The following is a 26,729-nucleotide window of genomic DNA, read 5'->3' as shown; positions in this document are numbered from 1 at the left end:
GGCTGTGATCACGTCAGACCCTCCCTGCGCCGTTTTTTGTTCCTGTACAGGAGATATGCGAAGAATGGTGCGCCGATGAAGGCGGTAACGACACCCAGCGGAATTTCGGTCGGGGCAAGCACGGAGCGTGCCGCGGTGTCGCACCAGACCATGAAGATCGCGCCGCCGATTGCGGATAACGGTACAATGACACGATAATCCGAGCCTGTTATCAACCGAATCATATGGGGAACGACAAGTCCTACGAATCCAATGACACCCGAAACCGATACGGCTGCCGCTGCCAGCAGTGTAGCCACAACCAGCACACTCGTCTTCAGACGATCGACGTTAAGCCCCATATGTGCAGCCTGCCTCTCCCCGAGAGACAGCAGATTCAAAGCACGGGAGCGACTCCATATATACAGAAATCCGATGACAAAATACGGGAAAAGGATGGCCGTATACGACCATCCACGCAAGCTCAAACTTCCCATCGTCCAATAGAGTATTTGATTCACCGTATCCTTAGACATGACCGTCAGGAACGACACGATAGCTCCAAGGAACGACTGCATCACGACCCCGGACAAGATCAGTCCGTGAATCGGTAATTTCCCTTGATCCTTCGCCAATAGCAGCACGAGCCACAGCGTAGCCGCTCCCGTCAGGAAAGCGACCAATGGCAAAGTGTATCCCCCGGCGAATGAATATTGCATCCCAAAAAAAATCAGGGATGCCGCCCCTAGCGCTGCGCCAGAGGATACACCTAGCGTGAACGGATCGGCGAGCGGATTCCGCAGCACGCCTTGGAAAGCTGCACCGGCTACAGCCAAGGAAGCGCCGACCAGCATGCCAAGCAAGATGCGCGGCAATCTGACTTTCATTATGATTTGTTCTGAAGAAATCTCCCAGTTCGGGAGAATGGAATCGCCGATCCAGGGCAACTGATGCAGCAGCATCGCCCCGATTTCGGGAACTGGCAGGTGGACGGAGCCGATTCCGAGACTGACAACCAAGGTTAACAGTAATAGGATAACGCCTGCCGTACCGAACCCTGCTAGCTTTTTACTCATGGATTCATCAACTGTGGATACACGGCTTTGGCTACTTCAATCAAGCCTTGCGTAATTCTCGGTCCTGGACGGCTAAGCAAATTGGCGTTCACCGCGATCACTTGATCATTCTTAATCGCATCGATCTGATCCCAGCCGCCACGTTCCTTGATCATCTCGCCCAGCGTCTTATTCGTTGCTTCATCTACAACATCATCAGTGTACAGAATGACATCCGGATTCACAGCAATGATGTTCTCCTCACTGATCTCAAACCAGCCTTCCTGATCACCGGCTGCATTCGTGCCGCCGGCCAATGCGATGACTTCATCCATGAACTCGCCCTTGCCTACGGTCCAGCCAGGCGAGAATTCGATGTACACGGTCTTTTTCTCTTCATCCTTCAACGACTGTACAGCCTCTGTTACACTAGCAAGTTCCTGCTTCATCTGTTCCACGACGGCTTTGGCTTCCTTTTGACGATCGGTGATCTGCCCGATAAGCTCGATATTGTCCATGACGTCCTGAATCGTTTTGGGATCATTGACGAACAAGGTAACCCCGAGTGCACTTAGCTCCTCTGCACTCTGGGCATTCATCGAAGCTGCAAAGACCACGTCCGCCGCCGCCGCGATGATCGCTTCCTCATTCACCTGATACCCGCCGAGCTTCGGCTTGTCCTTGGCCGCTTCTGGATAATCATCGTTATCCGACACCCCAACAATCTCCTCATCCAGTCCAAGCGCGAACAGCTTCTCGGTCTCGGATGGCGAGATGGAGGCTACCTTCGTTGGAGCTTGTTCGAATGTAATCTCCGTTCCCCTTGCATCGGTCACCGTAAGTGGGTATGTTGTCTTCAGTTCGTCATCTGAATCAGCTGGCGGTGTCTGGGTATTCTGTTCTTCCTCCTGCTGCGCAGGTGTGCCAGGGTTGACATCCTTCGGTGCAGCTTCATCACCACCACATCCGGCCAAGGTCAAGGCCATCATGATAGTAAATAACAGTACGGACCATGATTTCATCATTGCTTTCATCTCGTTTATCCCCCTATACATCTCTTGAGAGCCTGGCTCTGTATCTCGAATCGGTTCAACTCAGAAGTCAAAAAAACCCTGATTCCTTGTTCTGTAAGGATTCAGGGGTTTACGTTCATCTTAAGGATACCATGGGAATTCTTCGGGCAGTCTTGCAGATATAAAGAGCAAGCAACACAACTCCCGCACGGGTCCGGCAAACGTAATCCTCTCCTCGAAGGACCGACATTCATTCGCAAAGGGCAGGTCTCCTGACTTACAGGCCGTTGCATATTTCTCCGCCTTCCCAGACCAAAATAGCCCAGTGGCAATGAGGAGAAATTCCTGTTTCACAGTGGCGGGACCGTGCCGGACTTCCACCGGCTTCCCTATTAACCCGGCAGCAGGCGCTAACGCTCTGCTCACTCGGGACCCTCGCAAAATATATTCATAGATTCATATTAAGCCAAGCATAGTTTCTCTGCTCAAGATTATAGGGGATAACGTAACGCCTTACAACTGAAAGTTTTGAGACTTTGTACGAAGCAGGAACGATACGCCGATTCACTCTGATCTCACAAGTTCGGACAGCAAGCGTGTTCCGTCCCAAGACAGTCTCAGCCTGAGCCGTTCACCTGGCGGGACTGATAGTTCCCAAAATGCGGTATCAGGCAGCGTCAGCGCAGCGATTTGCCGAATGACCCCACCATGTGTAACGACCAACACCTTGGATACTTCAGCATCGATTCCTTGTACATTCGAGCACCTTTTCTGCCTCGCCCCCGTTTCATCGGCTACAGACTCAAGGAAACCCCGAATCCGGCTCTGGAAGGCATTCCAGCTCTCTCCGTTGGGTGGTGTCATCGCGGCAGGATCATCGATCCACTGACGATAAGCGGATACCTCCTTCAGCTCATCGTAAGTACGCCCTTCCCAGTCGCCGAAATCAAGCTCTCTGAGGTTGGAATCATAATGGACGCGATCCAGATGGTAACTGACGCGATTATCGTGCAGATCTTCCATGCTCATCCTCGTATCGGCCAGCAAATAATGCAGCGTTTGCTGCATCGCAGCAGATCACTGCAGTATATGGCAGCATATCGAACCGCCCGTACGTGCTCTCGAAGCGAAGCAAGCTCTGCCAGTCCTTCCGTCAATACGCCCTGCTCCTCATGACCGAGGTAACGTCGTTCTACGTTCCATTGCGTTTTTCCATGGCGAACAAGATCAAGGATGAGCTTCATCTTGCACCTCCCACGGTAACCACCAGCATGAGTATAGTCGTTCCAAGAAGTGTAAACAGGAGCGACGCGGATAGCAGCAAGCTTGCCGTTTTACGAATATCTCCTGTCTCAAGCCGACGAATGGGCTCCCCCATATAAGCACGGAAAGAGGTGATGCTTGGTAGGAGTTCTCGCCACCAAGACGAATACCGAGGGCGCCAGCGACAGCGGATTCAGGAAATCCGCTGTTAGGACTTGGATGCTTTCGCGCATCGCGGCGAACCATCTGGATCGCTTCTCGCCAGCGCAGCGAGAACAAGGCTGCCGATAGAACCAGCAGACCAGCCGTCAGACGCGCCGGGATCCAGTTGGCTGCATCGTCCAAGCGGGCAGATGCCCAGCCCAGATGCTCGTATTTCTCATTCTTATATCCGACCATCGAATCCAGCGTGTTCACGGCCCGATAAGCCATAGCGAGCGGGGCGCCACCAATCAAAGCATAGAATAATGGCGAGACAACGGCGTCCACGATGTTCTCGGCGACCGTCTCGACCGTCCCCCTCACGATCTCCGGTTCGTCCAAATGCTCGGTATCCCTGCCGACAATCATGCTAAGGGAGCGCCTCGCCTGTTCCTTGCTGCCATCTCGCAAATAACGGTACACCTCGAGTCCGGCATCACGCAGTCCTTTGATCGCGATCGTCGTAGCAATTAAAACGATCTCTACCGCGATGGCAAGCCAAGGATGGATCATCGCGCACCATATCAGCAGCAGCCATACCAGCGCAAATGAACCGCCGGCCACGATGAGCGGCAGCAAGATGCCCGCCCGCTTCAGTCCGAGGGGCGTCCGAACGCGTGCGGTAATCCTCTTCTCAATGGCCCGTATCGCTTTACCCATGCCAATGACAGGATGCGGCAGCCATCTCGGATCTCCAATCAGCAGATCCACAAGCACGGCTGCCCATATGACCCAGATCGCCGTCACAACGCCCGCTCCTCTCGTTGCGAACTAAGAATGCTCTCCTTCACGCTGCCGTACACGAGGCGTCCGATCATTCCGCCCAAATCGGTTGCCGTGCCGGCATAGTGATGATTAACCCCATAATGATCATGGCCGCTGACACCAAGCACGATCGCATCGGTCGTGGTCCCCGTCGCCATTGCCCCGGTTTCATGATCCTTCACATCAAGATCCGCGAGCGCGGCCGCTTTCGCTTCCGTTGCCGTCAAGATGGCATTCACCATGCAGCCAGCCGTCATCCGTCCATGGACCAGAAGCACGATGTTAATCGTGCCCGGCTCATAAGCCGCAAACGTCGTTCGTTGCTGACCCGCCCTTGCTGCATTCCCGACACCTGCCGTCGTGCAGCACACGATAGAAGCTTCACTGCTGCCCTCTTCCCATATGGAGGCGTATCGAAGCTTCACCGCAGTCATCAGCCTGCCGACGACTCCGGTCGATAACCATGACTCTCCATGAATCGATGCATATCGGTCAGAGGTTCACTGCAATCATAATGACGGTCAACATAGCGATTCACGATCCGGTCCAGGCGGGCGTAACCTCCGCCATGAATTGCGCTGCTGAGCGCTACCACTCGCTCCGGCAACGTCATGCTGATGTGAGGATATTCGCTCTTCGATTCCCAAGAAATGGCCAGCCCCGGCCACATCGTTGAAATATAAGCATCATGTTCATTATTCAAAAAAGGCAACGCCATGCTTCTCTCCCCCGCTCTTCCTATACTCCATCCATTACTTCATGTACCACCGCAAGCAGCGTCGCGTTCGCTTCCGCGTCCTTCACCGCAACCCGAATATGCTGCGGCCCTAGACCTGGGTACATGGCACAGCTTCGAATCAGAACGCCTCTGGTGCCCAGCTCTTGCTGGAACGCAGCTGCCGACCAAGGATACGGTACTTCGACCAGCAGATAATTCACCTCACTGGGCGCAACCACGAATCCCGCTGCTCGCAGGCCTTCCGCCAATTGCTCCCGCTGCGTTCGAATCAGTTCCTGCGTCCGTCGCTCATACGCTTCTCCGCTTCCTAAGCAGGCTTCACCCGCTAGCAAGGCGAGGCCATTGACGCTCCACGACACCTGCTTTGCCGCCATCGCCCGGATTACATCGGGATGGCCCACCGTATATCCCAGTCTCAATCCGGGAATAGCATAAAATTTCGTCATGGATCGAATAATGACGGTCTGACGATAGCGATGCAGTTCCGGCAGCAATGTGTGTCTGTGCTCCGGCGGAATGAAATCAATAAAAGCCTCATCCAGCACCAGCCATGTCTTCTTACGTTCAGCGGCTTCTGCAATGGCCCGGATATCGTCCAGGTCATACTGCACGCCGTTCGGGTTGTTCGGCTGGCCGAGAAAAAGAAGGTCGCACGCTTGTACCAGCTCAATCACTTGATCCCTGCCCGCACGCCAATCCTGGCCCGAATGGCCCGTGATCGAGCGTACATCCGCACCGAACTTAAACGACAGCTCACGATACTCCGAGAAGCAAGGGTCTACGACGCCAACCACCTTCGGCGACAGTCCTAGCAGCAGCAATGCCATGCACTCAGCCGCCCCGTTCCCCGCCATCAGCCGTTCCCGGGCAATCCCGATTCGTGTAGACAGCAGGTCCTTGAATCGGCGATGTCCCGGGTCCGGGTAGCGGATCACCGCCGGCAAACTCTCTTGCAATACCGTAATGACGTCCGCTGGTGGACCGAGTGGATTAATATTTGCACTGAAATCCAGAAAGGACGCCGCCCTCCTTCCGAAGGTTGCCTCCGCCGTCTCGATATCTCCTCCGTGTCCATACACCTCGATTCGAGATTCGTCCTTATATGTCACTGATCATTCCCCCGTTCTGTGCCGCTTACCCTTGTCCATCCGCTATTGGATACCTAATCAGTCTATTGCCATCATTATGTCGCTACCTTCCTTCAATCGTCAACACGCAATGCTTTGTCTTTTGGTTAGCATTTGGTTTACAATAGTCTTCGAAAGCACTATATTACGCACGCGACAACGGAGGATTAGTATGCTGTTTATCGATAATCAAGGGATTCACGATCCCTCCATTAATCTGGCCATTGAAGAATATGCCTTGAAACATTTGTCACCCGATGAGAGTTACCTGCTGTTCTACATTAACCAGCCCTCCATCATCATCGGTAAGCATCAGAATACGATCGAAGAGATTAATCAGGAATATGTACGGGACAACAACATACAGATCGTACGGCGGTTATCTGGCGGCGGTGCCGTGTACCACGATCTCGGCAATCTGAACTTCAGCTTCATCACCAAGGATGACGGACAATCGTTCCATAACTTTCTGAAGTTCACCCAGCCCGTCATTGATTTCCTGCAAAAGATGGGGGTGCCTGCCGAACTTAGCGGACGCAACGACCTGCAAGTCGGTGAGAAGAAGATCTCCGGGAACGCTCAATTCTCCACCAGAGGACGCATGTTCAGCCATGGGACGCTGATGTTTGATCTGAACCTGGAAGATGTACAAGCTTCGCTGAATGCCAATCCGGAGAAGTTCAAATCCAAGAGCACGAAGTCGGTTCGCAGCCGCGTGGCCAACATCAAGGAATTGCTCGGGACGGATATGACCATCGAACAGTTCCGCGCGGAGCTGCTGCGGTCCATCTTTGGCATGGAAGCAGACCAAGTGCCTCAGTATGTACTAGAGGAGAAAGATTGGGAGGTTATCCGTCAAATCTCGAAAGAGCGTTATCAGAACTGGGATTGGAACTATGGTTTATCTCCTGCGAGCAACGTCAAACATGCCAAGAAGTTTCCGGTGGGCATCATTGATATTCGCATGGATATTCAAGAAGGACTTATTAGTGAGATCAAAATTTATGGCGACTTCTTCGGCGTAGGCGATGTAGCTGATATTGAGAACCTGCTCCGCGGCAAACGTTACGAGGAGCATGCGGTCCGAACCGCCTTGTCCGAGATCAACGTGAAACATTACTTCGGGAATCTTGAATTCGACGATTTAATCAGCCTGATTTTCCTCGAAGAATAGCACCGGAACAGCATAAAGCCTCCTGCGGCTGTGAACGTCACAACCGCAGGAGGCTTTATGCGCGATACCCTTAACCTGCCATAAACACGTACCATACAAGAACGAGCGTCAGCAGTATGCATATATTCTCCACCATACGCCCCCACTTGCTGCCCGTACTCATCACTTTCAGTTTGATTCTCCACGGAAATGGAGGCAACGGTCGGATGCCGCGATTTGTCAGAGCATCAGCGAGCAAATGGATGGAGTAGGACACCCCTCCGGCAAACCACAGACTCTCGGCCGACGCCTTCCCTTGGGAGGCAAAGTAGAGCAGACCCGTCCATCCTGCCGCCGCATATATCGTGTGCGTAAAGCCGCGGTGCGTGACGAGCGACGCAACAATCAGCACGCTCCCGGCGATAATGTTCCACGGGCTGAACGCCTGACCGAATGAGATCAGCCCAAGCCCGATCAAGAACATTACGATGTGACGCAGCGTTCTGCTCGGCAAGTATGAGACAACCCCAATCAAACCTGCCAGAGCGAAGTTCCAGGGGGCATGCTCCTTGCCGAAGAAGACGACAAAGATGGCGGCACCGATCATCATCAGTTGCAACAACCGCAGGAAACCTGAAGGGATCACCTTGCGGACAAGCAGGGAGTTCGGTTCGTCGATGTCGGGCAGCAGCGAGCTGACCATAGCCACCGCTACAGCAGGCAAAGTGACCGGTATCCCGCTCATGCCCATCACGGACAAGGTAACCCCCGTACCAATAATCAAATGAGCTCTCCCCATCATGATGGCGATCTTCCTTTCTTGACGATAGAATCCCCGGTAGAACTTACGGAGTCTATGTCGGTATGTATTCGGAAAGCTCATACGAATGAGAATATACGTTCGGTTCATAAGTATAGCAAAATCATCCTCTTTTTGTCTAGCCTTTCCACTTTGCATTTGAAAAACGATTGTTCCTTGCCGATTTATGGGATACAGCTTGTTCACTTGCTTGCCTGCTTACGAAAGGAAGACGACTGCGTGAACCGCTCAAAAATTGCCGATCTCTGCCTGCTGCTGGTTGCCATGATGTGGGGCAGCACCTTTGAGATCGTGCAGCATGTGAGACGCATGCTTCCGCCCATGGCGTTTAATTCCGTCCGCTTTCTTGAAGTCTGCGCTACAGAAGGTACAATAGAGATAGAGACATAGATGCAAGAGACAAAAAGGAGAGAAGCCCCATGGCCACTTACAAATTGATGGCGATTGACATCGACGACACACTGATTAACGATGACAAGGAAGTGACGCCCGGCGTTCAGCAGGCGCTTGAACAAGCGGTAGCTCAAGATATTGTTGTCACCCTGGCAACAGGTCGTGCCTACGCCTCTGCCCAAGCGATCGCGCGTCAGACCGGACTCAATGTTCCGATCATTACCTATCAAGGCGCACTAATCAAAAATCTGCTGGACGAAAAGGTGCTGTACGAACGCTTCGTTCCCATTGATGCCGCAATTAAGCTCTATGAATATTGCGTGGAGCATAATCTTCATCTGCAGACCTACATCGAAGATAAATTGTACGCGCGTGAAGAGAATCAGAAGCTGATCGATTATTGTGCACTGAATCGCACGCCATACTACGTAGAGCCCGACTTCATGACACTCGTGCAGAAGCCGACGCCGAAGATGCTTATCATTGACGATCCCGATTATCTAGATGAATTGATTCCGATCTTCCGCGACCTGCTCGGCGAGGATGTCCATATTACAAAATCAAAACCGCAATTCCTGGAGTTTATGCATAAAGAAGGGACCAAAGGGCATGCGCTTACCTTCCTAGCGAATCATTTCAACTGTGATCTGAAAGAGACGATTGCTGTGGGCGACTCTTGGAATGATCATGAAATGCTGGAGGCGGCCGGTCTTGGCGTGGCGATGGGCAATGCCATCGAACCGCTTAAGGCCATCGCCGATTACGTTACGCTGAGCAACAACGAGGATGGTGTGAAGCACGTCATTGAGAAATTCGTGCTGAAGGCGGAGTAAACCCGCCTCAGTCCAGAATGTCCGCTTATCACAATCAAGGGACTGTTACGTAAAAGGATGCGAATGTGCAGGTATTGATTACCTTTTCGTCCGATCAGCCTTCATTTGAGTTAAAAGCCTGCACTTTTGCAGGCTTTTTGTATTTATCGCATACTTGACCCACTCATTCCTGTATATTTGCAGGAATTTCTTTCACTGGTAATCTAGGAGGCATCCACTAGCATTCACGATCCGGGTCGAACGTATGAATCGGCGCCAGCATAGATGCCGACTCGCTCTCGATTGCTCCTACCTCGATGCACAGCTCCATTAGTTTATGAACCCCGTTGTATTGCTGGCGATTTCGGTGATGAATGACGGACAATGCCTCCCTGACAACCTTCTTCGCCTGTGCGATGCTTTGGAACTGTAGGGCTTGCATGACCTCTTTGATTTTGTGCAAATAGAATACCGTCCTACGCAAGGAGCGAATCAATAATATTTGCCTTATATGATCAGGTGTATACAGACGGTAACCGTTCTCCGCATTGCGCTCCGGTGTAATGAGTCCTTCCTTCTCCCAGTGCCGGATGGCTGAAGTCTCCACATTCGTGATTTGAGCAACTTCACCAATCGTCATCCGAGGTTTCATTCGCTTGTCCTGCAATAACTCGAGCGCAGGGTTCTCGAGCAGCGCCAGCGTATCATCCGACACGCTCTTCTCCTGCTGAAGCTTGACCTGTTCTCCATTTACGAGCCAGAGTGCACGATCGAGCTCATGGTTCTGAACGTGACGAACCACCTCATAGGTTACGGCATAGCCAAACCCCGGAAACATAGCCCGCAAGCAACGAAAATAAGCCAGATGTACCGAGTGTATAACCGATATCCGTTCTTGTCACGCTCCGGTGCGGGGACTACACCCCAAGATTCATAATGCCGAAGCGCACTTGTACTGATATGCAGCTCCTTGGCGATTTCGATAGGCTTGTAATATTGCATATGTCCCCTCCTTCGAATCGGTCGAGAACCTACTTTAGCAGAAGCATGAGATACCCGTCAAACCTTAATTTCTAACCTTAAAGTGATGTTGTAAGGTTGTATTATGTATGTCTCAAAATAACAGCTTCCCTTAGACAGGAACCTTGTCACTTGCATGCATGTTGTATATTGGGTTTGTACAGGAATTGATTTGCCTAGAAATCATTCGAAGAAAGGCGAGGATAAAACATGAAGATAACGTTCGAACTTCCAACCATTCAGGAATATATCCATCTACAAGCCAAGGCTGGGCGGACTACAGTCGATGAATCGCTTGTTGAGCGCGCGCTTTCCCATACGCTCTTGTCGATTCTCGTTCGAAACGACCAGAACGAGTTGATCGCCATGGCAAGAGTCGTAGGCGACGGTGCTCTCTATTATCACATCGTGGATCATATCGTGACCTCTTCAGCGCGGGATATCTCCGACCAGATGCTGGAAAAGCTTTTATCAGCTCTATACGAGAACGCTTCGACTTCAACAACTAAAGCCGAGATTGCGGTCATGACCGATCTGAATGGCATCAAGATGTACCAAAACGCAGGATTCAAGCTTGTTTATCCGGATCGATACGGCATGATCCATGAAGGCGCTGCCGAGCGACCGGACTAAGGCTCTCAGAGCATCAACCAAATTCTCCTCTCACTTGGCGAGACTCACCTGAGCCCCGGTTATTGCCAGGCTTACGCCCTCTGGCAGTGCCAGATCAGCTCGAACATCCACGGCGTGAGACATGTGGGTGTAGACGGTCTGGCGCGGTTTCACCTCGGCCAGTAATTCCGCCGCCTCCTTCATATCGTATACCGAGCGAGATTCGAATCTGGCCGTTTCGTGAACGAAGCTTGTCCCGAGCACCAGCAGATCGAGTCCATACAGCGGCTGCTTCTCCTGCTCATTCAAGTTGATCGAGTCGGAATTATAGGCCCAGACGAAGGTTTCCTTCTCGAATCGGTAAGCATAGGAAAAACCATTCTTCCCATGATTCACCTTCCAGCAGGTAATGTCCCAACCCGCGAGGTTCAAACCATCATCCACGGCGATCATGTCCATCTGTCGGCCAAGCCACGGTACTGACGGACAATCTGCTCCAACACCTCGGCCGGAGCGTACAATCGCCCCTTCTCCCCCAACCAGCGGCATGCATCCGCCCATTCTGGCAAACCGCCGATATGATCGAAGTGGGCGTGTGTGACGAGCATATCGCTCAGCTTGCGTTGCCCTCGTCCTTCCATCATCGTACGCCAATCCGGCCCGCAATCAATCATGAAGGAATGGACCCCATGATCACCATCACGATGCAGGCTCTCCACGTATACAGCAGAACGAAATCTCCGATTCATCCCGGTGTTTCGTGCCTCTGTGCAGACCTCGCAATCGCAGTATACTCTTGGCACACCCATCGCATCTCCAGTTCCCAAGAAGGTTAATACGTCCCTACTCAAACCAATCCCTCCATCTCTCTCATGTTCCAAACTATACGAAAGACCGTCCGGGTCGCAATCCTACCGAACGGTCTCATATCATGCCATGCTATACGTACAGCAATATTCATATCACTAGGTTTATTAAGCGAATGAGGGCTTATTATCGTCAACAGCACCGCTGATGACTTTCACATATTTCTTGTCGACGCCTTCAACGGAAGGACCGATATATACGTTATTCTTGCTCTGACGTCGCACCGAACGCTTACGGGATTTAGGTGTATTCATCATCGGTATCGGCCCACGAACCACCCAGCTACCACTTTGGCTGGAACCTTGTGTATGTCCTGAAGTTCTCTTCTTATCATTCCTGTTCATGGCGAATCCCCTCCGACTAAATGCCTGATCGTACGAAGCAACTCCCGATTCTGTTCCACAATCTCCGCGAGGTCTTCATCCGTAAGAATCTTATGTCCCGTAAAATGCACCGACAGCACATGATTCACACCTAAAGGATAGCAGAACACATACACCTGCGCAACTTCCTCTTCGTGATAAAATGCCCATTTCCCGCTATGATAAACATCCATGACATAGATGGACTGGTTGCTAGGTGAAGCTTCGCCTTTCCCGTCAAACGAAAAAAATCTTCCTCTACCTACATTACCCCCAATCTGGGCAATGCCTTCATCTCCTCTTCGTTTCCAAAAAGCCGCCCCCGTCACGCGATAGTCGCCAGCGGCTGGCGGGAGAAGGGAGTTACGCACCGCTTCGCTGAGAGCATGATATTTCTCGGTCTCGTCAATCACGTTCACGTTGCGATTATATTCCCAGAAGAAATGAAGCACGCTCTGCTTCCGCCGCAGCTCTGCTTCCTTCTGCTCGATCACCGCCGCCGGATTGTGGTAATCGCCCTCGGCCTCAATGGCGTTCATGATATGACCGCAAGCAACGTCCACTGCAGATTTGTAATCATTGTCGCTGCGCAGCTCATATTCCAGTAGCGTAATGCCTTGCAGGTCAGACAATAGATGGTACTCCTTCACGATAACGTCCTGCAGGGAATGGCTGTCAGGCTCTACTTGATCCGGTATAATGCAGAATACCCTTCGTCGCCCGAGTTTGCCCCAGAACAGCCCCATCTCAAATAGCGTATTATCTCGCGTCACGAATACGTGCTTGCCTCGAATTAACGCCACATCGTCCGGGGAAAAGACGAACACACCAAAATCACTGGACGCCAGCTGCTTCTCCAGAGCCTCCATCGTATACAGGTTGGCCCCGAACGTTCCGCCATACCAAGGCGTGACTTGCGCTGTTCGTTTGATCTGCTCATGGACCGCCCGTGCATATTTGATCGCTTCTCTGGAGGAGCCTATGAATAAATTCGGCTTCGGTATGGACATAGGCACATCCTGTTCTCCTCTGTTATACATTTTTAGTCTTATTCGACCATTATAACAAAGTTGCCTATATTTGGGTGGAAATTATGCCAATAACGTGTTGATCTATTATATGCTAGGGATTCATCACCGACCCCATAAATAACCAGGTACCCGTGTCCCGATCTTCAATGGCGAAGAAAAATGGACGGTTGATCTGCATCTGAATCGGCTCTAAAGGCATCGACGTAGTATCAACGCCAACGGCTGTGACCGCAGCAGCCTCCGTCCCCTTCTCGCTCACGTCAACCACGGTTTTGTGCTTGATATAATTGACGTAGAATTCATCGCCGTCATTGGCCATGTCGCTGAAGTCGGCCTCTGTTTCGCTGAACGCCTTCACCATGCCCAGGCTTTTCAATGCGTCCGGAAGCTCGAAAGTTTGCTCCACCTTGAACTTGGGTAACTCGAGCTGGACCGTCTCATAGCCAAAGTCGTCCTTCCACAACGAAGTATCTTGCCAGAGCTGTTGATGCAGTTCATTCAGCGATGAGGACTCCTTCGGCAAAATGACCAGCATGTGCATACGGCCATCTCCATAAGGTATACGTACGGCTTGCCAGGATTCTCCCTCCTTGTAGTCATATTTCCGTTCCTGTTTCATCATGCGGACATTCTTCTTCCTGCCATCCATTAACGTAAAATCCTGATCCGTCGTATCGGCCGCATTGAATTCGTTGCTCCAGCCTCCGTTAAAATAAATCGCGTTGATCAACGCCGCAACGCCGCCTGGCGGCTTATCATAGATCATCGGGATCATGCCGCCCGTATTGTTCTCCACCCACTTGTTGATCGCGTCCTTGGCCTCTTCGCTTTCCATATCAGTCGCCTGGGCGGCGGCGGCATAATGATTCTTCATCACATCCAAATAGGCGGGTTTCATCTGAATCCCTCGGTTGTACCACACCGAATTGGCTGCATTCAATACGACACCGCTCCCGCGTTCAAGCAGTAGCTTCAATTGCTGATTGCCGTCATTCACACTCGCGATGTCTTGCTCCTCCCAGCCCAGCACCGCGGCCATTTCCGAGGCAGTATCCCCCGCTGCTCCATTATAGGCAAGCGCCAGCGCCTGCGTAATGCTATACGGAGATATGATTAGATTGTCTTCTTCAAGCTCTTGATGCAATGCTTCATGCAGTCGTAGCCCAAAGCTGTTCTGGGCTTGTACCATTCCGCTATTCACCTTGGACAGCACCTGCTGGCGTTCTTTGTCCGTCAATTCCTTCACAACCGACTTCGGCTTCGAGTTCCCCCGGTGTTCAATCCCTTTCGAATCCGCCGGCTGCACTTCTCCCTCTCCCTGACCGCAAGCCGTCAATCCCATCAATAGACATACACCAATGATCAATGACCATTTTTTCATAGCGAGACTCCCCTTTCGCCGCAAACATGGTTTATTGACTTCAGACGCCTCATATTCGCATAATGTTTCAATACCTGGATGAATGAGTCTGATTAAATTGGCAATCTGCAGGATGAGCGCTACAATTGAGAAACGCCGGGATCATGATTTCTACTTCGCTACCAGCGACAATGAAAGGACACCTTAACGTCATGCAGAACATTACACTTACAGGAAATAAAGTCACGCTGCGCTCAAGAACACCGGAGGATACACCGGTGCTGTACAACCTGGTTTATGAACAGGACAATCCCGAATGGAAACAATACGATGCACCATACTTTCCCCTGCAGTCTGTTACATACGAGGTATTCGCCATCCAATGGGACAGAGACTTTGAAACCGACAGCTTTCCAACCGATCTCCTGATTGAAGCCAACGGCAAGACAATCGGGATCGTCACGTTCTACTGGGAGCATGAACCCTCACGTTGGCTGGAAGCCGGCATTATCATTTATGACTCGGCGCACTGGAGCGGCGGATATGGTACGGAGGCGCTCACGTTGTGGATCACCTGCTTGTTCCGGCAACTCGACATTGCCCGGGTTGGCATCACGACCTGGTCTGGCAATCCAAGAATGATGCGTTGTGCAGAGAAAGTCGGACTGCAGCTCGAAGGCCGCATGCGCAAGTGCCGTTACTATGACGGTGTGTATTACGATTCTATCCGGATGGGCGTTCTCAGAGAAGAATGGGAGCATCTGCACGGCCATTCTTCAACCCAATAACAATGAGCCGATTCGAGAGGCACTTCCTCCTGAATCGCTCATATGAATCTAATGGCTTAAATTCCCGCCAGCACTTGGTACCAGACTCCGCGTCTGGAATACAACGTTTCCCTTACCTCGTCCCAGCCTCCAAGATACGTGATATCGAATAGACCCGGAGGAATGGTGAATTGCCCCTTGGTTTGTTCCTGCACCGTCTCTTCAACCGGACGAAATCCGTATTTCACGAACATCTCTTGAGCTTCCGGCGTTCGCAAGAACTCCACGAAGGCTGCTGACACGTCCTCCGTACCATGCTTCTGCGCATAACGCTTCACGACCGCCGCCGGATTCTCGATCAGCATCGTATGTTCGGGCACAACGATATCATACGCAACGCCTTGGGCAATCCGGGCAAGCAGTTCATTCTCATACGTCACAATCACGTCACCTACGCCGTATTCGAAGGCGGCCATCGAAGCGCGGCCGCTCTTATCCAGCGATTCGATGTTGCGGTGCACATCCTCAAGAAAAGACTTGGCAAATCCGGGATCGCGCTGCCCCCGCTCTTCCGACATTTTCAAACCTGCGCCATAGATCGCATTGATATCCCACTGCGCACCGCCGGATGTTTTCGGATTAGGGTAGAGCACCTTAACGTCAGTCTCGTAAGATCCTCAAAATCCCGGATGCCTTTGGGGTTGCCCTCACGCGTACCCAGAACGACGATCGAACGGGTAATCATGCCGCCATAAGGCTGAACGGTCCACTCCGCATCCACCAATCCTCCTCTGACCAGCTTATCGATATCCCCCTCCATCGCTAACAGCGTGACATCCGCTTCGAAACCACCGGCGATTGCCCGTGCTTGCGTGCCCGAAGCCTCATAGGATTCCTGGAAGTGAATCGTCTCGCCGGTCTGCTGCTTCCACTCCGCCTGGAACGCCGGGATGATCTCTTTCATTGCATCCTTCACCACACTATAAGCACCTAGGACCAGCGTCCGTTCCCCGGGCTGGGCGGATACATGTTGCGCCTCTTCTTCATCGGAACAGCCAGAGAGCACGAGCCCGAAGAGAAGCGCCATGCATATCAGCAGCAATGAAACTCGGTTTGGGCTATGAACAGGCATGAGCATCCTTCCCTTCTTCAATATACATTCAGATCATGATCGGCATCGGATCTACCTTGAGTGCATTCTCCTCAATCCAGCTATGCTCATCATTAAATAGATACGCCCGGTGAACCAGCACCCGAATTTCTTGACCAGGCTGAAGCGTCTCTTTCTCCAGCGAACGGTAAGTGATCAGCTTATGGCCTTTTACATCGACTTCAATCAACCATTCACTGCCCCGAAAATGCAGATGCCGTACAACACCCGTCTCCGTCGCGGACAGTACGCTGAATTCATGCTCCGCGCCGATCTCAATATATTCAGGACGAATCAATGCACGTGTATTCGCTTGGCTGGCAGCCGAGTCAAACCCCTTCAGATCCGCTGCGCTTGATATGACGGTCGATTCACCGATGAATGAAGCAACGAACGAGGTCTTGGGCTCCTTGTAAATATCCCACGGCGTTCCCTTCTGCTCGACGCTTCCCTGATTAATAATCATGATTTCATCCGCTACTTCAATCGCCTCATCCTGATCATGCGTTACAAAAATAGAAGTAATCCCCACCCGCTCGATCAGCTCGCGAAGCCAGGAGCGCAGCTCCTGCCGAATCTTTGCATCGATCGCAGCAAACGGCTCATCCAGCAAGAGCAGCTGCGGCTCGGGCGCTAGCGCCCTGGCAAACGCGACACGCTGCCGCTGACCGCCGGACAGTTGATGCGGATAACGGTTCTCGAAGCCTTTTAACCCGGTCAGCTCCACCAATTCCATCACACGATCCTTAATCTTGGATTTGGCAGCCTTCTTCACCTTCAAACCGAAGGCGATATTATCAAACACGGTCATATGTTTAAACAACGCATAGTTCTGGAATACGAATCCGATCCCCCGCTCTTGCGGCGGCAGATCATTCACCACCTGTCCATGAAAGGAAATCTGCCCGGAATCCGGATTCTCTAGTCCCGCCAGCATGCGAAGGATCGAAGTTTTGCCGCCGCCGCTCGGACCAAGCAGGCCGATCAAGTGCCCCTTCTCAATCTGAAAGCTGACATCCTTCACCGCATGGAAATTGCCAAAATGTTTGTTCAAATCACGCACTTCTATATGCATATCAATGCACTTCCTTTCTTTTTTTGGCCCATTCCATTATCAGCAACAGCCCCACGGAGAAAGCGGCCAGTACCAAAGCAACGCCGTTAGCTGCAGCCACATTAAAGTTCTCCACGTCCTGATATACAAGCGTTGTCGCCGTCTGCGTCTTGTTCATGATGTTGCCTGACACGACCAACACCGCCCCGAACTCGCCGAGAGAACGAGCCACGGTTAGCACCAATCCATAGACGACAGCCCAGCGGATCGAAGGCCAGGTTACTTTACGAAACGTAGTCCATCCATAAGCGCCGAGTGTCGCCGCCGCCTGCTCCTGGTCGTTGCCGATCTCCTGCAAGACAGGCATGATTTCTCGCACCATCAGTGGAAATGTAACGAACAAGGTTGCAATCACCATACCTGGAAACGCGTAGACCACCTTGAACCCGATGCCTTCAAAAAAACCGCCGATAATGCTATCTGGCCCTAGCAGAAGTACAATCATCAATCCGCCAATGACCGGAGACACAGCATAGGGCAAATCAACAATGCTATTGAGAACCCCTTTGATTTTGCGGCTGAGCCAGTTCGCCCGTACCAAATATAAAGCCATCATAATGCCAAAAAAAGTATTTAATGCCGTCACGCATACCACAATCAGTCCGGTCATCATGAGCGCATGCAGCGCTTCGGGCCTAAGCAGCCCCTCAAGAAAACCATCCAGTCCAAGCTCGAATGCCCCGATAGCGATCCGAGACAACGGGATGATCAGCAGCACGAGAAATACCGCAAAGGTTAACCCGATCCATAACCGTCTCATGCTCGTCTCCCCCTCTGCTGTACGGCATTAATCACCCACAGTATCAGGAACGAGAGCGTAAGCAATAGAATGGATACCGCTGCTGCTCCGGCCGGGTTGTCGCTCTCAACTTCACCGAAGATAAAGACCGAAGCAATCAGCGTTCTGCCCGGGATATTGCCAGCCACCAGTACTACGGCACCGAATTCGGCAAGTGCCCTGGAGAAGGCGAGCATACCGCCGCTGATAATACCAGGCAGCATCGAAGGAAGAATCACTTTGAAGAAGGTTCTGACCCGGGATGCTCCCATGGTATAGGCTGCTTCCTCCTCCAGAGGATCCAGTTCCTCCAGCAGCGGCTGCACGGCACGTATGACGAACGGAAACGTAACGAACAACATCGCAATTACAATCGCTGGTTGATGAAATACGATTTCGAATCCCAGCCGCTCTGCCAGTCCTCCAAGCATGCTTCCCGGTCCGAGAAGCAGCATAATCATCAGACCGCCCACGGCCGTGGGCAGTGCAAACGGCAGGTCGACGAGACTATTCAGCAGCGTTCTGCCAGGAAATCGGTACCGTACCAACACCCAGGCAATCATCGTACCAATCAGTACATTCATAACCGTCGAGATCAGACCCAACCTGATGGTCAGTAATACCGCCTTCCACGCAATCGGGTCCAGCACGCTCTCCGCGAAGTAAGACCAACCGGCCGAGAACGACTGTACGTAAACTCCGAAGATTGGAAGTACGATTAAGGCAAGAAAATAAAGCAATACCGTGCTCCGAAAACCCCATGTCCAACCTTTATGACGAATCAAAGCTGTCATCTTGATATCCCTCCCGCCTCCGGATGGTAATCCGGTCGACTCCTCCACAACAAACCATCTTTATATTTCCTATTTGTATACTTGGTTTTACTTAACTTATCACATACTTTACCAAATGCTGAATCTAGTCGTCAATCCATCTTTTGCAATTAATCGGGTAAAATAATAGAAATGGGAAAAAATTGAGGAGGAATCAAACATGCTGTACACCGGAGAATTAAAAACGCAAACCCGAGATGAGATGAGAGACATAACGAGAGAGATTGCCTCTTATGTTAAAGAGTGCGGCGTCCAGCAGGGAACCGTGCTGATCTACTGTCCGCATACAACGGCCGGCATCGCAATCAATGAGAACGCCGACCCGGATGTGAAACGGGACGTATTGATGTCGCTGGACGAAGCATACCCATGGGAGCACCCCAAATATCGGCATGCGAGGGAAACACGGCATCCCATCTGAAATCCATTACATGCGGTCCGTCACAAACCGTCATCATTCATAATGGACATCTCCTGCTCGGAAGATGGCAGGGGATCTACTTCTGTGAATTTGACGGTCCAAGACAGCGCCAATACCATGTGAAGATTATGGAGGGCTAGATACTTCGCTGTACATGGGATGGCCTTATCTGATAAGAGGCAACAAAAAACAGACCGTCACATGCTAGGGGCTTGTGACGGTCTGCCCATGTGTATAAGATGTATATTTTGACGTTTCAACGCTAGATCGTTGTAATGAAATGAAGCATGAATGGATAAATAAAAACGTCTATCGACGTCTGCTTTATGATCGCTCCAGTAACGATGAAGCCTTACGAATCATACTTTGCTGTACAGGCTCCGGCTCAACACTTTAATATGGGTAAGAGCGGCAGGTTTAATCTCATCAAATCCGATTCTATCTTGAATATAATAGGATATGAATCCATGTAACGACAAAAACAAGGTCAACGGAACAGTACGCCGTTCTTCTTCGCTGTAGTTCTCCTCCAGCAAATATTGACGCACCAGCATAGCAAACATTTCAAAACAGCGCCCCTGCTCAGAGCGACAGTAGGATAGCAGCTCTTCGTCCCGGATCATGAACATGATCTCGTACTGGTAAGGATTATCCATTCCGAATCGGACGAATTCCATCATTAGCTGCTCCAGCTTCGATACTCCGTCACAGGAGGGCTTCAACGAGACCTCCAACAGCAAATCATTCAGATCATTGAAATCCTTCATGACGATGGCGTAGAATAGCTCCGCCTTTTCCTTAAAATGATAGTACAAGGAGCCATGACTATAACCCAGATGCTGTCCGATGCTTCGCATCGAAATGGCCCGATAGCCTTTGGTTATAAACAAATGCCTGGCTGCTTCTAGTATCCGCTCCCTCGACAACTCGCGTTCAACTGCTCTTCTTGCCATATTATTTTATTCCCCTTCAATAAAATAAAGCCGCTCTCCCTCCGTGATCAAGGACTGCCCCTGCGTCAAATCCACCATCCAAGACGTGAAGCTCTCCGCATCATGATCAAACGGCAAGCAAATCAAAGTTACGGTGTCGGCGAAGATGGTCTCTCCCATGCGTATGTTGCGATTTCTAAGCTCGTTCTCCACCTTGCCCAGCCATGTATAATCCAGTTCCACCAAGATCTGCCGGTGTAATACCTTGGTTATCGGTTCACCCGACTCAATAGCTGCAACTGCCCCGTCCGTATAAGCACGAATCAGTCCACCTGCTCCCAGCATGATACCGCCAAAATACCTTGTAACTACAATGGCGACGTTCTTACGCCCTTGATTGCGAATAACCTCCAGAATCGGCTTGCCAGCCGTTCCGCTCGGCTCACCGTCATCCGACTGCTTCTGAATCTCATCCCGCTCGCCGATCATATAAGCGGAACAATTGTGTGTCGCATTCCAATGTTTCTTCTTGATGTCTTCAATAAAAGCAACAGCTTCTTCCTCGGTCGTAACAGGCATGACATGGCCGATGAATCTCGATTTCTTAATTACGATTTCCTTCGAGCCCGCCTGTCTTACCGTTTGGTAACGATCCAACATGAAATGACAACCACCTAGCATAACTAATTATCAAGAAAGCAGTCCCCGGCGCATTGCCTGCCGGTGAACTGCTTCCTTCAGCGTCTTACGTCAAATCCTAATCAAAGCGTCGTTATTCGGAAAGTCTTGCTTCCAGCTTCGCCTTCTCTTCCTCGAATCCCGGTTTGCCGAGCAGAGCGAACATGTTCTTCTTGTACGCCTCTACGCCCGGTTGATCAAACGGGTTGACACCTAGCAGATAGCCGCTGATACCGCAGGCCTTTTCGAAAAAGTATACCAGATATCCGAACGAATAGGGAGTGAAATCTGGAATTGTCACAATCAAATTCGGTACTTGACCGTCGGTATGGGCCAGCATCGTGCCTTGGAAAGCCTTTTTGTTAACAAAATCCAATGTTTTCCCGGTCAGGAAGTTCAATCCGTCCAGGTCATCCGGATCGGATTCCACTGAAATATGGTCCGCCACATTCTCGACTTGAATGACCGTCTCGAAGATGTTGCGCGTACCTTCCTGAATGAATTGTCCCATCGAATGCAGATCGGTAGAGAAATCGACGGAAGCTGGATAGATTCCTTTGTAATCCTTGCCTTCGCTCTCGCCGTACAACTGCTTCCACCACTCCGATACGAAATGCAGGGAAGGCTCGTAGTTGACGAGAATCTCGATGCCCTTGCCCTTGCGATAAAGCGCGTTGCGAACAGCCGCATACTGATAGGCCTCGTTCTCCGCTACGTTCGGGTTGCTGTATTCCTTGGAAGCATCTGCCGCCCCTTGCATCATCTCTTCAATGTTAATGCCGGCTGTAGCGATCGGAAGTAAGCCTACCGCAGTCAACACGGAATAACGTCCGCCCACATCGTCAGGGATAATAAAGGACTCGTACCCTTCTTCCGTGGCCAGCTTCTTGAGTGCACCCTTCTCTTGGTCGGTCGTGGCATAGATCCGTTTGCGAGCCTCTTCCTTGCCGTATTTCTTCTCCAGTTCCGCACGAAAGATACGGAATGCGATTGCCGGCTCCGTCGTCGTACCAGATTTCGAGATAACATTAACCGAAAAATCTTTGCCTTCGATCAGATCGAGCAAATGGGTCACATACGTCGAACTGATATTGTTGCCTGCAAAATAGATTTCCGGCGTCTTGCGCTTGTCCTTCGGCAATTCGTTATAGAAGGAATGGGACAGCATCTCGATCGCGGCGCGTGCCCCGAGATAAGAACCACCGATGCCGATCACGATCAATACATCGGAATCGCTTTGAATTTTGGCGGCAGCTTTTTGAATACGGGAGAATTCTTCCCGGTCATATGCAGTAGGCAGATCAATCCATCCGAGATAATCGGAGCCTGCACCTGTTCCTTTATGTAACTGCTCGTGAGCCGTACGAATCGGCTCAGCAAAATAATCGATTTCATGTTGCTGGACAAAAGTCAGTGCTTTACTGTAATCAAACTTGATCTTGTTCGTCATCCGTGTAACCTCCTGAGAAATTTAGAATTAGAATACTTTAATTTCATAACGTCCGCAAGCTTATGGAACGATCTGTCATGCATTCTTCATACACTTCGCCCTTCATTTTCCAATCTCATCCTTATTACTAGATGCGTTTCATCAACCCATGCTAAGATAGAGTCGATCAGGAATCCACAGTGAAGGTGATATGATATGAAGAAGATCGGTTTTATCGGCCTGGGCACCATGGGTGCTCCGATGGCTTCCAACCTGCTCAAGCAGGATTATGACGTAACCGTGTACAACCGGACGCCTGAGAAATGCCGTCCGCTTGCTGAACAAGGTGCTTCCATCGCCGACAGTCCGCGTGAAGCAGCCGAAGGTGCAGACCTTGTCATTACGATGGTAAGCAATGACCAATCGATTCGCGATGTATTCTACGGAGAGAAGGGACTATTCGGCTCATTGACCAGCGGCATGACCGTGATCGACTGCAGCACCATCTCCGAAAGTCTCGTGAAAGAAATCGCTTCGGCCGTCAACGCTCTAGACGCTTCATTCCTCGATGCGCCGGTGACCGGCAGCAAACCTGCTGCCATCGACGGAACCTTGGTATTCATGGTAGGCGGAGATGCGGCCGTTATCGAGGCGCAAGCGGACGTATTCGATACACTCGGCAAAAAAGTGATCCACATGGGTCCTAACGGCAGCGGTGCCGTCGCCAAGCTTGCGCATAATACGATTGTCGGCATTAATAACCTGGCGCTGGCCGAGGGCTTTGCCATCGCGGCTAAATCCGGCATCCCGGCTGATAACTTTCTGGAACTCGTACAGCTTGGATCAGCCGGAAGTAAAGCTGCTGAATTGAAAGGTCGCAAAATGATCGACGGCGACTTCAGCAATCAGTTCTCACTCGCCCTCATGCTGAAAGATCTCAAGCTCGCCTCCTCGCTCACCGATGGAATCGGCATGCCGTCCCCGATGCTGAATCTGGCCAAAAGCCTGTTTCAGGCCGGAGCCAGTGAAGGTTATGGCGAAGAAGACCTCTCCGCTGTCGTGAAATGCTATGAAGCCTGGATCGGCCAAAAGATCGGCACCGGCAGCAATCAATCATAAGTTCCTCAAATCATCGCATGGATATGTGTAGATAGGCCCGAGGTGTATGCTTCGGGCTCTTTGGTCATGCCGCTCCCATTTTGTCCTCCCACAAAGCGTGAGTTTTTATGAAGTAGGATAAGAGCAGCAGTAGTCCGTAACGGTTCGTATTTCTAATTTGAAACTGGAGTTACCTGGTACATCAAAAGTTGCACTGCCCTGAATCTCCTGCCATTCCTGCTCGCCTGGCAACAGCACGCGCAGATCGCCGGACAGGATCTCCATAATCTCCGGACCATCGGTTCCAAATTCATAGCTGCCTGGCAGCATAATGCCAAGTGTTACCTTCTGGCCGTCTTCCAGCACAACCGTTCGGCTGGTGACCTTCCCTTCATAATAAACGTTAGCTGCTTTGGTGATCGTTGCATTCTTGAACTGCGACATCGTAGAACACTCCCCCTCTAAATATGTAGCTGGATATATAACGACACCCGCATCAAGCGGGTGCCGGACAATCTATATAGGGTTAATCTCTTAGAGCAGTGCTTTTACGCGGCTAACGACATTCTCAACCGTGAAGCCGTACTCGGCGATAACCCGGTCTCCCGGAGCGGAGGCACCAAACGTCGTAATGCCAAGAATATCGCCTTGGTCGCCGACATAACGCTCCCAGCCGAACGGATGAGCCATTTCAATCGCCAAACGTGCTTTGACGTCGGGAAGCAGGACAGAGTCCTTGTAGCCCTTCTCTTGAGCGTCAAACAGATCCCAACTAGGCATGCTGATCACGCGGACGGCAATTCCTTCTTCAGCCAGTGCTTTCTGAGCCTTCACGGCGAGCTGTACCTCGGAGCCTGTTGCAATGATCTGTGCCTGAACCTTGCCTTCTGCTGCGTCAGCCACGACATAAGCACCGCGCTTAATACCTTCGCGAGCAAGCTCGGCCGTACCCGCCAAGATCGGCAGGTTCTGACGTGTCAACACGAGCGCCACCGGGCGGTCCGTGTTCTCGATCGCATAGGCCCAAGCCGCGGACGCTTCATTCGCATCGGCCGGACGGATCACTGTCAGATCCGGAATAATGCGCAGGGAAGCCAGTTGTTCGATCGGCTCATGCGTAGGACCATCTTCCCCGACAGCGATGCTGTCATGGTCAGCACATAAGTAACCGGAAGCTTCATGATCGCCGCCAGACGGATCGCCGGACGCAGGTAGTCGGTAAATACGAAGAACGTACCTCCGAAGATCTTCAAGCCACCATGCAGCGCAATCCCGTTCATGGCACCAGCCATCGCGAATTCGCGCACGCCATAGTACACGTTACGGCCTTCGTAGCTATTCGCCGTGAAGTTCGGCAAACCGTTCAAGTGTGTCATCGTGGAGCTTTCCAGGTCAGCAGAGCCGCCCAGCAGTTGCGGCACGTTTGCCGTAAGACCGTTGAGCGCTTTACCGGACGCCACACGCGTGGAGACAGCCTTATCCTCTACGCTGTAAGTTGGAAGGTCTTGGTCCCATCCCTCTTGCAGCTCGCCGGATTCGCCGCGCTCGAATTGCGCAGCCAGCTCTGGGAAGGCTTCTTTATATTTAGCGAATTGATCGACCCAAGCCTCGTATGCGGACACGCCGCGCGCCTTCACTTGGCCGAAATGCTCGCGTACTTCCTCAGGCACATAGAAATCCTCTTCATATACCCACTTGTAGTAATCCTTCGTCAGCTTCGCTTCATCAGCTCCAAGCGGGGAACCGTGCGTACCGCCGTGGCCGCCCTTCCCTTGCTTGTTCGGGCTTCCGTAACCGATTACGGTCTTGACTTCGATCAGCGTCGGATGGTCGGCATCCGCTTGTGCTTCTTCAATCGCTTGCTGAATCGCAGGCAGATCATTGCCGTCTTCAACGCGCAACACTTGCCAGCCATACGCTTCAAAGCGCTTCGCTACGTTCTCGGAGAGCGCAAGATTCAATTCGCCATCAAGGGAGATGTCGTTGGAATCATAGAGCATGATCAGCTTGCCAAGCTTGAGGTGTCCGGCCAGAGAAGCCGCTTCGGAAGCCACGCCCTCCATCATGTCGCCGTCACCGCAGATTGCGTACGTATAGTGATCAATCACATTGAAATCATCTTTATTGTAGGTAGCACCCAGATGCGCTTCTGCCATCGCCATCCCCACGGCCATCGCTACACCTTGTCCCAGCGGACCTGTCGTTGCGTCAACGCCTGCTGTATGACCAAACTCCGGATGGCCCGGCGTTCTGCTGCCCCATTGACGGAATTGCTTCAGATCGTCAATCGTTACGTCATATCCGCTCAGGTGAAGCAAGCTGTAGAGCAACATCGAGCCGTGTCCTGCAGACAGGACAAAACGGTCGCGGTTAATCCACGCCGGCTGGTCAGGGTTATGGTTCATCGTCTTCGCGAACAGCTGATAGCCCATTGGCGCGGAGCCCATCGGCATACCCGGGTGACCGGAATTGGCTTTCTCGATGGCGTCGATCGCCAAGGTCCGGATGGTCGCGATAGACAAGTTGTCAATCGTTTGATTATGTTCGGTTGTCATGATTCGTCCTCCTCAAATCTTTCCAAATTAGCTTCGATAATGAAGGCATCTTGCGCCCTTTCTGCCCGAAGGCATAAGCATTTCTGGCAGTTAGGAATGTTGAGAATATCATTTTGACTCTTATTGTATCACCACACGTGTTACATTTCCATAACGTAATTTTAATCCACTGCCGAAAATTATTCTAAGGCTCTCCTACCTCCTGCATTATTTCCTGTATTAGTCGGGTTATAACCGTGATTCAACTCATCCAAACAATATGCGGCGACTTTTTGAACGGTAACTTTTGTGTGTGCGGTCCAAAGGTTGATAAAAGCCCCGATCCGTGGAGTATTTCCCGGACCGGGGCTAAGTTTTGGCGCAGGCCGATTTGCGAGCGGACTTGCGCGCTGCAAGTTCCTG

At 51.5% G+C, this 26,729-nt stretch carries 22 protein-coding genes, 7 pseudogenes and 1 riboswitch; of the genes and pseudogenes, 7 read left to right on the top strand and 22 right to left on the bottom strand.

All coding sequences use genetic code 11. The features are described from left to right. Nucleotides 1–8: 8 nt before the first annotated feature. The 7 genes and pseudogenes from JCM10914_RS07380 to cobD all read right to left on the bottom strand — a co-directional run bounded on the left by JCM10914_RS07380 (nucleotide 9) and on the right by cobD (nucleotide 6,124). Nucleotides 9–1,055, bottom strand: a complete 1,047-nt coding sequence (locus tag JCM10914_RS07380) for an iron ABC transporter permease (protein ID WP_023959130.1) — start codon at nucleotides 1,053–1,055, stop codon at nucleotides 9–11. Then, the gene (locus JCM10914_RS07375) at nucleotides 1,052–2,068 is read right to left on the bottom strand and encodes an ABC transporter substrate-binding protein (protein ID WP_023959128.1); all 1,017 of its coding nucleotides are present in this window, start codon (nucleotides 2,066–2,068) and stop codon (nucleotides 1,052–1,054) included. Before JCM10914_RS07375 ends, JCM10914_RS07380 begins: the two co-directional genes overlap by 4 nt. Before the next feature lie 223 nt (nucleotides 2,069–2,291). Beyond that, nucleotides 2,292–2,499: riboswitch (cobalamin riboswitch) on the bottom strand. A gap of 112 nt (nucleotides 2,500–2,611) precedes the next feature. Next, nucleotides 2,612–3,070, bottom strand: a complete 459-nt coding sequence (locus tag JCM10914_RS07365) for a histidine phosphatase family protein (protein WP_023959126.1) — start codon at nucleotides 3,068–3,070, stop codon at nucleotides 2,612–2,614. 2 nt (nucleotides 3,071–3,072) lie between these two features. Then, the gene (locus JCM10914_RS31275; RefSeq protein ID WP_023959125.1) at nucleotides 3,073–3,291 is read right to left on the bottom strand and encodes a histidine phosphatase family protein; all 219 of its coding nucleotides are present in this window, start codon (nucleotides 3,289–3,291) and stop codon (nucleotides 3,073–3,075) included. Further along, nucleotides 3,288–4,258 (bottom strand): annotated as a pseudogene (gene cbiB, locus JCM10914_RS07360) (adenosylcobinamide-phosphate synthase CbiB). Before cbiB ends, JCM10914_RS31275 begins: the two are co-directional and overlap by 4 nt. Then, nucleotides 4,255–4,889, bottom strand: a pseudogene (locus tag JCM10914_RS07355) (adenosylcobinamide amidohydrolase). Before JCM10914_RS07355 ends, cbiB begins: the two co-directional pseudogenes overlap by 4 nt. 125 nt (nucleotides 4,890–5,014) lie before the next feature. Continuing rightward, nucleotides 5,015–6,124: a threonine-phosphate decarboxylase CobD gene (gene cobD, locus JCM10914_RS07350; RefSeq protein WP_023959117.1), complete on the bottom strand. Its 1,110-nt coding sequence runs from the start codon at nucleotides 6,122–6,124 to the stop codon at nucleotides 5,015–5,017. A gap of 190 nt (nucleotides 6,125–6,314) precedes the next feature. Here cobD and JCM10914_RS07345 point away from each other — a divergent pair, with 190 nt between their 5' ends. Next, nucleotides 6,315–7,316 (top strand): lipoate--protein ligase, encoded by a 1,002-nt coding sequence (locus tag JCM10914_RS07345; protein WP_023959115.1) that lies wholly within the window; start codon nucleotides 6,315–6,317, stop codon nucleotides 7,314–7,316. A gap of 70 nt (nucleotides 7,317–7,386) precedes the next feature. Here JCM10914_RS07345 and JCM10914_RS07340 read toward each other — a convergent pair whose 3' ends face one another. Beyond that, nucleotides 7,387–8,097: a metal-dependent hydrolase gene (locus JCM10914_RS07340; protein WP_036717400.1), complete on the bottom strand. Its 711-nt coding sequence runs from the start codon at nucleotides 8,095–8,097 to the stop codon at nucleotides 7,387–7,389. Nucleotides 8,098–8,334: 237 nt separating this feature from the next. Between JCM10914_RS07340 and JCM10914_RS28790 the strand changes: the two genes are divergently transcribed. Both JCM10914_RS28790 and JCM10914_RS07335 read left to right on the top strand, forming a co-directional pair. Further along, the gene (locus tag JCM10914_RS28790) at nucleotides 8,335–8,505 is read left to right on the top strand and encodes a hypothetical protein (RefSeq protein WP_023959111.1); all 171 of its coding nucleotides are present in this window, start codon (nucleotides 8,335–8,337) and stop codon (nucleotides 8,503–8,505) included. 29 nt (nucleotides 8,506–8,534) lie between these two features. After that, nucleotides 8,535–9,341, top strand: a complete 807-nt coding sequence (locus tag JCM10914_RS07335; RefSeq protein WP_023959109.1) for a Cof-type HAD-IIB family hydrolase — start codon at nucleotides 8,535–8,537, stop codon at nucleotides 9,339–9,341. A gap of 217 nt (nucleotides 9,342–9,558) precedes the next feature. Here the strand turns inward: JCM10914_RS07335 and JCM10914_RS07330 are convergent. Then, a pseudogene (locus JCM10914_RS07330) lies at nucleotides 9,559–10,322 on the bottom strand (TioE family transcriptional regulator). A gap of 228 nt (nucleotides 10,323–10,550) precedes the next feature. Here JCM10914_RS07330 and JCM10914_RS07325 point away from each other — a divergent pair. Continuing rightward, the gene (locus tag JCM10914_RS07325; RefSeq protein WP_023959103.1) at nucleotides 10,551–10,973 is read left to right on the top strand and encodes a hypothetical protein; all 423 of its coding nucleotides are present in this window, start codon (nucleotides 10,551–10,553) and stop codon (nucleotides 10,971–10,973) included. A 30-nt stretch (nucleotides 10,974–11,003) separates the two neighbouring features. Here the strand turns inward: JCM10914_RS07325 and JCM10914_RS07320 are convergent. From JCM10914_RS07320 to JCM10914_RS07305, 4 genes and pseudogenes are all read right to left on the bottom strand, one after another. After that, a pseudogene (locus JCM10914_RS07320) lies at nucleotides 11,004–11,761 on the bottom strand (MBL fold metallo-hydrolase). A 165-nt stretch (nucleotides 11,762–11,926) separates the two neighbouring features. After that, entirely contained in the window at nucleotides 11,927–12,163 is a 237-nt protein-coding gene (locus JCM10914_RS07315; protein WP_023959100.1) for a hypothetical protein, read from the bottom strand. Then, nucleotides 12,160–13,191, bottom strand: a complete 1,032-nt coding sequence (locus JCM10914_RS07310) for a TIR domain-containing protein (RefSeq protein ID WP_023959099.1) — start codon at nucleotides 13,189–13,191, stop codon at nucleotides 12,160–12,162. The genes JCM10914_RS07315 and JCM10914_RS07310 overlap by 4 nt, the downstream gene beginning before the upstream one ends. A gap of 112 nt (nucleotides 13,192–13,303) precedes the next feature. Then, on the bottom strand, nucleotides 13,304–14,593 hold the full coding sequence (locus JCM10914_RS07305) for a serpin family protein (protein WP_023959098.1): 1,290 nt from the start codon (nucleotides 14,591–14,593) through the stop codon (nucleotides 13,304–13,306). A 191-nt stretch (nucleotides 14,594–14,784) separates the two neighbouring features. On the opposite strand from JCM10914_RS07305, the gene JCM10914_RS07300 reads away from it, so the two are divergent. Next, the gene (locus tag JCM10914_RS07300) at nucleotides 14,785–15,360 is read left to right on the top strand and encodes a GNAT family N-acetyltransferase (RefSeq protein WP_023959097.1); all 576 of its coding nucleotides are present in this window, start codon (nucleotides 14,785–14,787) and stop codon (nucleotides 15,358–15,360) included. A gap of 56 nt (nucleotides 15,361–15,416) precedes the next feature. On the opposite strand, the pseudogene JCM10914_RS07295 reads toward JCM10914_RS07300, so the two are convergent. The 4 genes and pseudogenes from JCM10914_RS07295 to cysT all read right to left on the bottom strand — a co-directional run bounded on the left by JCM10914_RS07295 (nucleotide 15,417) and on the right by cysT (nucleotide 19,175). Beyond that, nucleotides 15,417–16,471 (bottom strand): annotated as a pseudogene (locus JCM10914_RS07295) (sulfate ABC transporter substrate-binding protein). A gap of 28 nt (nucleotides 16,472–16,499) precedes the next feature. Continuing rightward, entirely contained in the window at nucleotides 16,500–17,564 is a 1,065-nt protein-coding gene (locus JCM10914_RS07290) for a sulfate/molybdate ABC transporter ATP-binding protein (protein WP_023959094.1), read from the bottom strand. Between the two features lies 1 nt (nucleotide 17,565). Beyond that, the gene (locus JCM10914_RS07285) at nucleotides 17,566–18,363 is read right to left on the bottom strand and encodes a sulfate ABC transporter permease subunit (RefSeq protein WP_023959092.1); all 798 of its coding nucleotides are present in this window, start codon (nucleotides 18,361–18,363) and stop codon (nucleotides 17,566–17,568) included. After that, a complete protein-coding gene (cysT, locus tag JCM10914_RS07280; protein WP_023959090.1) occupies nucleotides 18,360–19,175 on the bottom strand; it encodes a sulfate ABC transporter permease subunit CysT in 816 nt (271 codons plus the stop codon). Before cysT ends, JCM10914_RS07285 begins: the two co-directional genes overlap by 4 nt. A 199-nt stretch (nucleotides 19,176–19,374) precedes the next feature. On the opposite strand from cysT, the pseudogene JCM10914_RS07275 reads away from it, so the two are divergent. Then, nucleotides 19,375–19,775, top strand: a pseudogene (locus tag JCM10914_RS07275) (secondary thiamine-phosphate synthase enzyme YjbQ). 219 nt (nucleotides 19,776–19,994) lie between these two features. Here JCM10914_RS07275 and JCM10914_RS07270 read toward each other — a convergent pair. From JCM10914_RS07270 to JCM10914_RS07260, 3 genes are all read right to left on the bottom strand, one after another. After that, nucleotides 19,995–20,588, bottom strand: a complete 594-nt coding sequence (locus JCM10914_RS07270; protein ID WP_023959086.1) for a TetR/AcrR family transcriptional regulator — start codon at nucleotides 20,586–20,588, stop codon at nucleotides 19,995–19,997. Nucleotides 20,589–20,594: 6 nt separating this feature from the next. After that, a complete protein-coding gene (locus JCM10914_RS07265; RefSeq protein WP_023959084.1) occupies nucleotides 20,595–21,227 on the bottom strand; it encodes a YigZ family protein in 633 nt (210 codons plus the stop codon). A 112-nt stretch (nucleotides 21,228–21,339) separates the two neighbouring features. Further along, entirely contained in the window at nucleotides 21,340–22,695 is a 1,356-nt protein-coding gene (locus JCM10914_RS07260; protein WP_023959082.1) for a glucose-6-phosphate isomerase, read from the bottom strand. 195 nt (nucleotides 22,696–22,890) lie between these two features. Here JCM10914_RS07260 and JCM10914_RS07255 point away from each other — a divergent pair, with 195 nt between their 5' ends. Next, nucleotides 22,891–23,793: an NAD(P)-dependent oxidoreductase gene (locus JCM10914_RS07255; protein WP_023959080.1), complete on the top strand. Its 903-nt coding sequence runs from the start codon at nucleotides 22,891–22,893 to the stop codon at nucleotides 23,791–23,793. A gap of 105 nt (nucleotides 23,794–23,898) precedes the next feature. On the opposite strand, the gene JCM10914_RS07250 is transcribed toward JCM10914_RS07255, so the two are convergent. Both JCM10914_RS07250 and tkt read right to left on the bottom strand, forming a co-directional pair. After that, a complete protein-coding gene (locus JCM10914_RS07250; RefSeq protein WP_023959078.1) occupies nucleotides 23,899–24,216 on the bottom strand; it encodes a pyrimidine/purine nucleoside phosphorylase in 318 nt (105 codons plus the stop codon). A gap of 90 nt (nucleotides 24,217–24,306) precedes the next feature. Next, nucleotides 24,307–26,327 (bottom strand): annotated as a pseudogene (gene tkt / locus JCM10914_RS07245) (transketolase). Nucleotides 26,328–26,729 lie beyond the last annotated feature (402 nt).

The sequence above is a fragment of the Paenibacillus sp. JCM 10914 genome, assembly GCF_001315105.1.
Taxonomy (GTDB): Bacteria; Bacillota; Bacilli; order Paenibacillales; family Paenibacillaceae; genus Paenibacillus_AQ.
This window is presented reverse-complemented; position numbering and strand designations above follow the sequence as displayed.